The following is a 10,628-nucleotide window of genomic DNA, read 5'->3' as shown; positions in this document are numbered from 1 at the left end:
CCGGGCGGCCCGCGCCGAACGCGAGGCACGCGCGCGTGCCGAGCAGCGCCGGGCCCGGCTGCGGCACGAGGCGGCCGTGGCCGGGGCCGTCGCCTCCGGCGCCCGGCAGCTGCTCGCCCACGTCGAGGTGTCCCTGGGCCGGGCCGACCGGGAGCGGTCCGCGGCCGAGGCGGCCAAGGCGCGCGGTGAGCAGGAACTGGCCGTCGCCCGCACGGCAGGCCGCGAGCTGAAGGGCGAACTCGACAAGCTGACCGATTCGGTGCACCGGGGGGAAGTGCTCGGCGCCGAGAAGCGGATGCGCATCGAGCAGCTGGAGACCAAGGCACTGGAGGAGCTGGGTGTCGAGCCGGAGGGGCTGGTGGCGGAGTACGGACCGAGCCGGCTCGTACCGCCCTCGCCCCCCGCCGACGGTGAGCGGCTGCCGGACGACCCCGACGACCCGCGCAACCAGCCCCGGCCCTTCGTACGCGCCGAGCAGGAGAAGCGGCTCAAGGCCGCCGAGCGGGCGTACCAGCAGCTGGGCAAGGTCAATCCGCTGGCACTGGAGGAGTTCGCCGCGCTGGAGGACCGGCACAAGTTCCTCAGCGAGCAGCTGGAGGACCTGAAGAAGACCCGCGCCGACCTCCTTCAAGTGGTGAAGGAGGTCGACGAGCGCGTCGAGCAGGTGTTCACCGAGGCGTACCGGGACACCGCCCGCGAGTTCGAGGGCGTCTTCAGCCGGCTGTTCCCGGGCGGCGAGGGCCGCCTGGTGCTGACCGACCCCGACGACATGCTCGCCACAGGCGTGGACGTCGAGGCGCGTCCGCCGGGCAAGAAGGTCAAGCGGCTCTCCCTGCTCTCGGGCGGTGAGCGCTCACTGACGGCCGTCGCGCTGCTCGTGTCCATCTTCAAGGCCAGGCCGAGCCCGTTCTACGTGATGGACGAGGTCGAGGCCGCGCTGGACGACACCAACCTCCAGCGGCTGATCCGGATCATGCAGGAGCTGCAGGAGGCGTCGCAGCTGATCGTGATCACGCACCAGAAGCGCACGATGGAGGTCGCCGACGCGCTGTACGGCGTTTCCATGCAGGGCGACGGGGTCTCGAAGGTCATCTCGCAGCGGCTGCGCTGACCCGCATTCAAGATCAACTCGCTCTGAGTTCACTTCTTGAACACTAGGCGCCTACTCCTATCTAAAAACTCACAGCCGTTGAACTATTGACTTCGAAACTTGAAGGCATAGTCTCTGCAACGTTGCTTTTACCTTCAGGTGTGAGTGGTGTGAACCTGTGCCCCACTGGATACCTGGAAGGGATCACCCCACCCCGGCAGCGTTGCCGCGGCCCGAGGAGTTTTACGTGACCAGCACTGCGCAGGCACCTCAGCCAGGAGCCAGGACGGCTCATCCCGAGCATCTCGGGCATGTCATCTTCATCGCGGCGGCGGCCGCCATGGGCGGATTCCTCTTCGGTTACGACAGCTCCGTGATCAACGGCGCCGTCGAGGCCATCCGCGGTCGTTACGACATCGGCTCGGCGGCTCTCGCGCAGGTCATCGCGATCGCCCTGATCGGCTGTGCCATCGGCGCCGCCACCGCCGGCCGCATAGCCGACCGGATCGGCCGTATCCGCTGCATGCAGATCGCCGCCGTCCTCTTCACCATCAGCGCCGTCGGCTCCGCCCTGCCCTTCGCGCTGTGGGACCTCGCCTTCTGGCGCATCATCGGCGGCTTCGCCATCGGCATGGCCTCGGTCATCGGCCCCGCCTACATCGCCGAGGTCGCCCCGCCGGCCTACCGCGGCCGGCTCGGCTCCTTTCAGCAGGCCGCGATCGTCGTCGGCATCGCCGTCTCCCAGCTCGTCAACTGGGCCATCCTGAACGCCGCCGGCGGTGACCAGCGGGGCAAGCTGATGGGCCTGGAGGCCTGGCAGGTCATGCTCGGCGTCATGGTGATCCCGGCCGTCCTCTACGGTCTGCTGTCCTTCGCGATCCCCGAGTCCCCGCGCTTCCTGATCGAGGTCGGCCGCAAGGAGCGCGCCCGCGAGGTGCTCAAGGAGGTCGAGGGCGACAAGATCGACCTGGACGCCCGGATCGCCGAGATCGAGCACGCCATGAAGCGGGAGCACAAGTCCTCCTTCAAGGACCTGCTGGGCAGCTCGTTCTTCTTCAAGCCGATCGTCTGGATCGGTATCGGCCTGTCGGTCTTCCAGCAGTTCGTCGGCATCAACGTCGCGTTCTACTACTCCTCGACACTGTGGCAGTCCGTCGGCGTCGACCCGACCGACTCGTTCTTCTACTCCTTCACGACGTCGATCATCAACATCATCGGCACCGTGATCGCGATGATCTTCGTGGACCGCGTCGGCCGCAAGCCGCTCGCCCTCATCGGCTCCGTCGGCATGGTCGTCGGCCTCGCCCTGGAGGCGTGGGCCTTCTCCTACGACCTGGTCGGCGGCAAGCTCCCCGCCACCCAGGGCTGGGTCGCCCTCATCGCCGCCCATGTGTTCGTGCTGTTCTTCGCCCTGTCCTGGGGCGTGGTGGTCTGGGTCTTCCTCGGCGAGATGTTCCCGAACCGGATCCGCGCCGCCGCCCTGGGTGTCGCCGCCTCCGCGCAGTGGATCGCCAACTGGGCCATCACCGCGAGCTTCCCGTCGCTGGCCGACTGGAACCTCTCCGGCACGTACGTGATCTACACGGTCTTCGCCGCGCTCTCCATCCCCTTCGTCCTGAAGTTCGTCAAGGAGACGAAGGGCAAGTCCCTGGAAGAGATGGGCTGACCCCGCACCGCGAGGCCCCGAACTCGGGGAGAAGGGCCAAGTCCCCGCTGCCCCTCTCCTCGTATCCGCCGCCGCCCCCGCCCGGCCACTGCCCGGGCGGGGGCGGCGGTCCGTTCGCGCCCGGCCACCGCCCGGGTGAGGGGCCCGCTCGCGCGGGCCACCGCACGAGCCCCCCGGACGGCGTCCCGGCTCAGCCCTCCAGCGCGGGCAGCACCCGCTCGGCGAAGAGCCTGAGGCTCCGCCACCCCTCCTCCACCGGCATCCCGCCCGCCAGCGGATGCAGCACCAGGCTGTCCAGGCCCTGTGCCGCGCACTGCTCCGGGGTGAGGATCCGGTACACGCCCTCCGCGCGCAGCTGCTCCACGGACGTGGCCGCCGACCGCACCGCCGAGCGGATCCCGTCCGTCTGCCAGGAGGCGTAGGTCCGGGCCTCGTGCAGGAAGTGGCCGCCGAACTCGGCCCACGCCCGGTCCGGGTCCTCGGCGACGTGCAGAAGCGGTGTCTCGGCGGCCGGCATCATCGTCCAGCCCTCGGTGCCGTACTCGGTGAGCTTCTCCTTGTAGTACGCCTCCAGCTCCGGCAGGTGCGCGCTCGGGAAGAACGGCAGACCCAGCCGGGCGGCCCGGCGGGCGGCCGCCTTCGAGGACCCCCCGACCAGCAGCAGGGGGTGCGGATCGGTGTACGGCCGCGGGGTCAGCCGCACCCTGCGGCCCCGGTACTCGAACTCCTCGCCGGTCCACGCCGCCAGCAGCGTCTCCAGCAGCTCGTCCTGGAGCCGGCCCCGGCGCTTCCAGTCGACGCCGAAGGCGGCGTACTCCTCCGGCCGGTAACCGATCCCCGCCACGGTCACCAGCCGCCCGCCGCTGAGCAGGTCCAGCACGGCGATGTCCTCGGCCAGCCGGAGCGGGTCGTGCAGCGGGCCGATCACCGCGGACACCGTGACCGCGATCCGCCGGGTCGCCCCGAACACCGCGCCGGCGAAGACGAAGGGCGACGGCAGCCAGTTGTCGTCCGCGCCGTGGTGCTCCTCCGTCTGCACGGTGCTGATCCCGTGCTCGTCCGCGTACGCCGCCATCTCCAGCGCGGCCCGGTAGCGGGCCGACAGGGCGGCGGGAGGGGCGCCGGGCGCGACGAGGTTGAAACGTACGACCGTGACGGGCATGGGAAGTCCCCCTCCGGTGCGATGCGGTGGAGGGGGACGGTAGCTGACGTGGCGTCAGATGGCCAGGAGGGCGCACGGCGGGGTGCGCCCCGCCGTGCGCTGCCGGGGGTGGCGTCAGACGGCGGCGGGCTCGCTCTGCGCAGCGGGCTCGTCCGCCGGCGCCGGCGCGGTCACCGCCGGCTTCGGGAGCACCAGGTACAGCACGCCGGAGATGACGATCGTGGCGACCCAGCCGAGACCGTACTCGCCGATCACGTTGTTCGTCGCGAGCGGTCCGGTGAACCAGTCCGAGGTGGTGAACATCAGGCCCGACAGCAGGCCGACCGCCCAGGCGGCCACGGCCGCGGGGGAGAAGCCGCCCCGGTACCAGTAGGCGCTGGTGCGGGTGGTGTCGGCCATGGCCCGGCCGTCGTACTCGGTGCGGCGCAGCATGTCCGCGCCGAACACGCCGACCCACGCGGAGAAGGCGACCGCCAGCAGTGACAGGAAGGCGATGAAGGAGCCCATGAAGCTCGTCGCCACCAGCATCAGCACCCCGCCGAAGATCAGCGAGATCACGGCGTTGACCGAGACCGCCCAGTGTCGCGGCACCTTGAACCCCAGGGTCTGGGCGGTGAAGCCCGCCGAGTACATGGACATCGAGTTGATCAGCAGCATGCCGATCAGCGCGATGCACAGATACGGCACCGCGATCCACGTCGGCAGGATCTCGCCGAGGAAGGAGACCGGGTCGGTCGCCGAGGCCAGGTCCGGAGTGGAGACCGCCATCACCGCACCCATGAGCACCATCGGCAGCACGACGACACCGGCGCCGCCCACCGCCGTCCCCACGATCGCCTTCGACGAGGCGGTGCGCGGCAGATAGCGGGTGAAGTCCGGCGCGGACGGGATCCAGCTGACACCGCCGGCCGCGATCATGCCCACACCGGTGATCACCGCGGCCGTGGAACCGCCGCTCTGGCCCATCACCTTCGACCAGTCGGTGTTCGCCACCAGGTAGCCTAGGACCAGCACCGAGAAGACGGCGAAGAGGTACGTCGCGTACTTGTTGCACTTCTGCACGGCGTTGATACCGAGCCCGGAGATCGCGAAGGTCGCCACGACGAAGACCAGCAGGGTCACCATGTCCAGGACGCTGTTCGTCTTGATGCCGAACAGGATGTCCAGGATGGTGAGCAGCGCGTAGGCGCCGGTCACCGCGTTGATCGTCTCCCAGCCCCAGCGAGCCACCCAGATCAGCGAGCCGGGCAGCAGGTTGCCGCGCTGACCGAAGACCGCCCGCGAGAGCGCCATGCCCGGCGCGCCGCCGCGCTTGCCCGCGATGCCGATCAGACCGACGAGGCCGTACGACACGACCGGCGCGGCCACGGCGACGACCAGCGCCTGCCAGATGTTCAGGTGGTACGCCACGACCAGGCTCGCACCCATCGTCAGCAGCAGCACGCTGATGTTCGCGCCGACCCACGTGGGGAACAGCTCCCGGGTCCTCGCGGTGCGCTCGTGGTCGGGGACCTGCTCGATGCCGCGGGTCTCGAGAGCGCCTTCGGTCTCGACGGTTTTGCTCATGGAAGAGGTGCCAGACGTGGGGGGACAAGGTGACGTGGGGACTCTACGCGCGTGGATAGAGCAGCCACCATCGTACTTTGCTCCCAGTCCTGCTGCTACGTGGCCTTTGTCTCTCGGAGGAAGTCACAAACGGCCCTCCGGCGGACCCCATGGCCGATACTGGTCGGGTTATGGAAACCGTCATCCTTGCTGTAGTCATCGCCGTGGTCGTGCTCGGTGCGCTCGGCGGGCTGATCGTGGGCAGCCGGCGCAAGAAGCCGCTGCCCCCGCCGCCCCCGAAGACGCCCGACATCACCGCGCCCCCGGCCGAGCCGCACGTCGGCGACGAAGCCGAGACGCCGCGCGACGAACCGCGCCGGACGATCGAGGAGGTGGACCTGCCCGGCGGCCCCGCACCGGTCGTCGTCGAAGAGCCCCCCGCCGCCCCTCTCGAGGTTCCCGAACTCGAGATCCCGGAGCCCACCGCGGGCCGCCTGGTCCGCCTGCGCGCCCGCCTGTCCCGCTCGCAGAACGCCCTCGGACAGGGTCTGCTCACGCTGCTCTCGCGTGAGCACCTGGACGAGGACACATGGGAGGAGATCGAGGACACGCTGCTCACCGCCGACGTCGGTGTGCAGCCCACCCAGGAACTGGTCGAGCGCCTGCGCGAACGCGTCAAGGTCCTCGGCACCCGCACCCCCGAGGAGCTGCGCGGTCTGCTGCGCGAGGAACTCCTCAAGCTGGTCGGCACCGACGTCGACCGCGCCGTGAAGACCGAGCCCGAGGGCCGCAAGCCCGGCATCGTGATGGTCGTCGGCGTCAACGGCACCGGCAAGACCACCACCACCGGCAAGCTCGCCCGCGTCCTGATCGCCGACGGCCGCAGCGTCGTCCTCGGTGCCGCCGACACCTTCCGGGCCGCCGCCGCCGACCAGCTCCAGACCTGGGGCGAACGCGTCGGCGCCCACACCGTGCGCGGGCCGGAGGCCGGCGACCCCGCCTCCGTCGCCTTCGACGCGGTCAAGGAGGGCAAGGAGATGGGGGTCGACGTGGTCCTCATCGACACCGCCGGCCGTCTGCACACCAAGACCGGTCTCATGGACGAGCTGGGCAAGGTCAAGCGCGTGGTGGAGAAGCACGCGCCGCTGGACGAGGTGCTGCTCGTCCTGGACGCCACCACCGGCCAGAACGGGCTGGTGCAGGCCCGGGTGTTCGCGGAGGTCGTGGACATCACCGGCATCGTGCTGACCAAGCTGGACGGCACGGCGAAGGGCGGCATCGTGGTCGCGGTCCAGCGCGAGCTGGGCGTGCCGGTCAAGCTGATCGGGCTCGGTGAGGGCGCGGACGATCTCGCGCCGTTCGAGCCCGAGGCGTTCGTGGACGCCCTTATCGGTGACTGACCCCGCCTCCGGACGCGGAGGTGTCCCACCCGTCCCCGGAACGTTCCGGGGACCAGGCGAGAAGCGCCCGCCCCCGAGGTGCAGTCGGGGACGGGCGCTTCGTCTGTCGGCGGCGGATCACGTGCGCGAGCGGTGGGCGACGTACGCCAGCGTGCCGAGCAGCAGCCGTGCCGCCGGGGGCCGGGTCGCCGAGTCCAGCGCCGGGGGGCGCAGCCAGCGCACCGGGCCGAGGCCGCCGCGGTCGGAGGGCGGGGCGGTGATGTGCGTGCCGGGGCCGAGGCCGCGCAGGTCGAGCGCCGCCGGGTCGTCCCAGCCGGTGCGGTAGAGCAGCCGGGAGAGGCCGGCCGCGGCGCCGGGCGCGACGAAGAAGTGGGCGCGGCCGTCGGGGGTGGCGGTGACCGGGCCGAGGGGGAGGCCCATGCGCTCCAGCCGGACCAGGGCGCGGCGGCCGGCCCGCTCCGAGACCTCGATGACGTCGAACGCCTGGCCGACCGGCAGCATCACCGAGGCGCCCGGGAACTCGGACCAGGCCCTGCTCGCCTCGTCCAGCGTGGCCCCGGCCGGCACCCGGGGGGCGAAGTCCAGCGGATGCGCGCCCGGCGCCGGGCAGTCGGACAGTCCGCACGAACAGGCGCCCCCGGCGGCCCGCGCCCCCGGCACCACGTCCCATCCCCACAGCCCGGTGAACTCGGCGACGGCGGTGCACTCCGCGGACCGGCCGCGCCGACGCGTGCCGGAACGGATCTCGCGGATGCCGCCGATCGTGAAGCCCATGCCCCCTCCAACGGGTCCGGCGCGCCGGTGGTTACGACGCGGAACGGGACGGAAGCGGAACGTAACGCTACGGCTCCGCCTTCCCGGTGGGTCACACGGTCAAGGCGGCGCCTTGAAGCGCATCCGGTGGCACACCGGGTGTCACGCGCCCCCGGGTGCACCTCTCCGCCGACTTCCGGTCGTCCTATGTCAAGTGAATCGCGCGGAGCTGAACGTGAGTTCATTCGAAGGGGTGGCGAATGGTGGCGTTTCAGGGATCCCCGTGGCTGGACGGGTGATCGTAGCATTACTGTGAGTGTGCGAGCCCTGCCGGCACATGCGCGATCGGGTATGCCGGAGGCAAGTCGTCAGCTCGTTCGAAGAGTGAGAACCGGCGGACGCGGAGCCGTATTTACCGGCATTCTGATAGGGCTTGGCGCACCAGCTTGGCGCACCAGGGTGACAAGTGGTCTCAGGAATGGGGGCGTTCCAGTGGGCGGCAACGGCGGTAGCGGGGCGAACGCTGACAAGCGCCCCAACGAGCTGCTCGGCTCGTGGTTCGTGCGCAGCGGCTGGTCCAAGGGCGAGCTGGCCCGCCAGGTGAACCGCCGGGCACGGCAGTTGGGTGCCAACCACATCTCCACCGACACCTCGCGCGTGCGCCGCTGGCTGGACGGGGAGAACCCGCGCGAACCGATCCCGCGCATCCTCTCGGAGCTGTTCTCGGAGCGTTTCGGCTGCGTGGTCTCCATCGAGGACCTCGGCCTGCGCGCGGCCCGCCAGTCGCCCGCCGCCTCCGGTGTCGACATGCCCTGGACGGGCCCGCAGACGGTGGCGCTGCTCGGTGAGTTCTCCCGCAGCGACCTGATGCTCGCCCGGCGCGGCTTCCTCGGCACCTCGCTCGTCCTGTCCGCCGGGCCCTCCCTGATCGAGCCCATGCAGCGCTGGCTCGTGCCCACTCCGGCCACCCCGGCCGGAGCCGGCCCCCAGTCCGCGCTGGACCCGCGCAGGCCCGGCCGGCTGTCCCAGCCCGAGCTCGACCTGCTGGAGTCGACCACGCGCATGTTCCGGCAGTGGGACGCCCAGTGCGGCGGGGGCCTGCGCCGCAAGGCGGTCGTCGGCCAGCTGCACGAGGTCACCGACCTGCTCCAGGAGCCCCAGCCCGAGGCCACCACGCGCAAGTTGTTCCAGGTCGCCGCCGAACTGGCCGAACTGGCCGGCTGGATGTCGTACGACATCGGTCTCCAGCCCACCGCGCAGAAGTACTTCGTGCTCGCGCTGCACGCGGCCAAGGAAGCCGGCGACAAACCGCTCGGCTCGTACATCCTCTCCAGCATGAGCCGCCAGATGATCCACCTCGGCCGGCCCGACGACGCGCTGGAGCTGATCCACCTCGCCCAGTACGGCAGCCGGGACTGCGCGAGCCCGCGCACCCAGTCCATGCTGTATGCGATGGAGGCCCGCGCCTACGCCAACATGGGCCAGCCCGCCAAGACCAAGCGGGCGGTCCGCATGGCCGAGGACACCTTCGCCGACGCCGACGAGTGGGACGAGCCGGACCCCGACTGGATCCGCTTCTTCTCCGAGGCCGAGCTGTACGGCGAGAACTCCCACTCCTTCCGCGACCTCGCCTATGTCGCCGGGCGCAGCCCCACCTACGCCTCCCTCGCCGAGCCGCTGATGCAGCGGGCCGTGGAGCTGTTCGCCAAGGACTCCGAGCACCAGCGGTCGTACGCGCTGAACCTCATCGGCATGGCCACCGTGCACCTCCTCCAGCGCGAACCCGAGCACAGCACCGAGTACGCCGCGCAGGCCATGGACATCGCCAAGAAGGTCCGTTCCGAGCGGGTGAACACACGTATCCGAAAGACGGTCGACACGGCCGTACGCGACCACGGCGACCTCGCCGCCGTCGTCGAACTGTCCGACAAGCTCGCCGTCGACCTGCCGGAGACCGCCGAGGCGGTCTGACCGCCACCCCCGACCCACCAGCGCACCACATGCCCCGGCCGCGGCCGGTCCTCCCGAACTGCCCGACTCGGCTCCCCCATGCCAGGTCATCGAGAGGCCGCCGCGGCCGGTCCGTCTTCCCGCGTCGGCCACCCGCGGAAGGCTGCGCCACGACAACGATCGCGCGGGCCCGTATCCCGCGCTTCATCCACGCGTAACACGCCAGGCGCCTTCGTCACCCCGGCGAAACAACGAGGGGCTTCCACCGAAACCGCGCTGCGTCAGTCTCAGGGCGCATAAACCGGCCACCCCTCCACCGACCGGACCGCTCAGGCACCGCCCGCACGGGGCCGCACCAACCGACGAGGAGACGCCGATGGCACCAGCCATCATGCTTGCGGCGGACGCACCCAAGCTGTCGTCCGCCAACACAGGCTTCATGCTCATCTGTTCCGCCCTGGTGATGCTCATGACCCCGGGCCTGGCCTTCTTCTACGGAGGCATGGTCCGCGTCAAGAGCACCCTGAACATGCTGATGATGAGCTTCATCAGCCTCGGGATCGTCACCGTTCTGTGGGTGCTCTACGGCTTCTCCCTCGCCTTCGGCACGGGCAACGGCCTCCTCGGCTGGAACGCCGACTGGATCGGCCTCAGCAACATCGGACTGACGGAACTCTGGGACGGCTACACCATCCCGGTCTACGTCTTCATGGTCTTCCAGCTGATGTTCGCGATCATCACACCGGCCCTGATAAGCGGCGCCCTCGCCGACCGGGTCAAGTTCTCCGCCTGGGCGCTCTTCGTCGCCCTGTGGGTCACGATCGTCTACGTCCCGGTCGCCCACTGGGTCTGGGGCGCCGACGGCTGGGCCTACAAGCTCGGCGTGATCGACTTCGCGGGCGGTACGGCGGTCCACATCAACGCGGGTGCGGCGGCGCTCGGTGTCATCCTCGTCATCGGCAGGCGCGTCGGCTTCAAACGGGACCCGATGCGCCCGCACAGCCTCCCGCTGGTCATGCTCGGCGCCGGCCTGCTCTGGTTCGGCTGGTTCGGTTTCAACGC

7 protein-coding genes and 1 pseudogene are annotated in these 10,628 nt (G+C 70.4%); 5 read left to right on the top strand and 3 right to left on the bottom strand.

Features of this window, described 5'->3' with window-relative positions:
• Together GT045_RS20220 and GT045_RS20215 are read left to right on the top strand one after the other, a co-directional pair.
• The coding region (locus tag GT045_RS20220) for an AAA family ATPase (protein WP_161335006.1) at positions 1-1,111 on the top strand (1,111 nt) is incomplete at its 5' end.
• A gap of 226 nt (positions 1,112-1,337) precedes the next feature.
• Positions 1,338-2,756, top strand: coding sequence for a sugar porter family MFS transporter (locus GT045_RS20215; protein WP_161287237.1), 1,419 nt, complete (start codon positions 1,338-1,340; stop codon positions 2,754-2,756).
• A gap of 190 nt (positions 2,757-2,946) precedes the next feature.
• Here GT045_RS20215 and GT045_RS20210 read toward each other — a convergent pair whose 3' ends face one another.
• Positions 2,947-3,918, bottom strand: coding sequence for an LLM class flavin-dependent oxidoreductase (locus tag GT045_RS20210; protein WP_161335005.1), 972 nt, complete (start codon positions 3,916-3,918; stop codon positions 2,947-2,949).
• 114 nt (positions 3,919-4,032) lie between these two features.
• Complete coding sequence (locus GT045_RS20205; RefSeq protein ID WP_161335004.1) at positions 4,033-5,484, bottom strand: cytosine permease; 1,452 nt, start codon at positions 5,482-5,484, stop codon at positions 4,033-4,035.
• A 170-nt stretch (positions 5,485-5,654) separates the two neighbouring features.
• On the opposite strand from GT045_RS20205, the gene ftsY reads away from it, so the two are divergent.
• Positions 5,655-6,863 carry a signal recognition particle-docking protein FtsY gene (gene ftsY, locus GT045_RS20200; protein ID WP_161335003.1) on the top strand — a complete coding sequence of 403 codons (1,209 nt, stop codon included), beginning with the start codon at positions 5,655-5,657 and terminating at the stop codon, positions 6,861-6,863.
• A gap of 117 nt (positions 6,864-6,980) precedes the next feature.
• On the opposite strand, the gene GT045_RS20195 is transcribed toward ftsY, so the two are convergent.
• Positions 6,981-7,637 carry a bifunctional DNA primase/polymerase gene (locus GT045_RS20195; RefSeq protein ID WP_161335002.1) on the bottom strand — a complete coding sequence of 219 codons (657 nt, stop codon included), beginning with the start codon at positions 7,635-7,637 and terminating at the stop codon, positions 6,981-6,983.
• A 471-nt stretch (positions 7,638-8,108) separates the two neighbouring features.
• On the opposite strand from GT045_RS20195, the gene GT045_RS20190 reads away from it, so the two are divergent.
• Positions 8,109-9,587: a hypothetical protein gene (locus tag GT045_RS20190; RefSeq protein ID WP_161335001.1), complete on the top strand. Its 1,479-nt coding sequence runs from the start codon at positions 8,109-8,111 to the stop codon at positions 9,585-9,587.
• Between the two features lie 355 nt (positions 9,588-9,942).
• Positions 9,943-10,628: pseudogene (locus tag GT045_RS20185) on the top strand (ammonium transporter); the annotation flags it as partial.

Source organism: Streptomyces sp. SID486 (assembly GCF_009865385.1).
Classification (GTDB): Bacteria; Actinomycetota; Actinomycetes; order Streptomycetales; family Streptomycetaceae; genus Streptomyces.
This window is presented reverse-complemented; position numbering and strand designations above follow the sequence as displayed.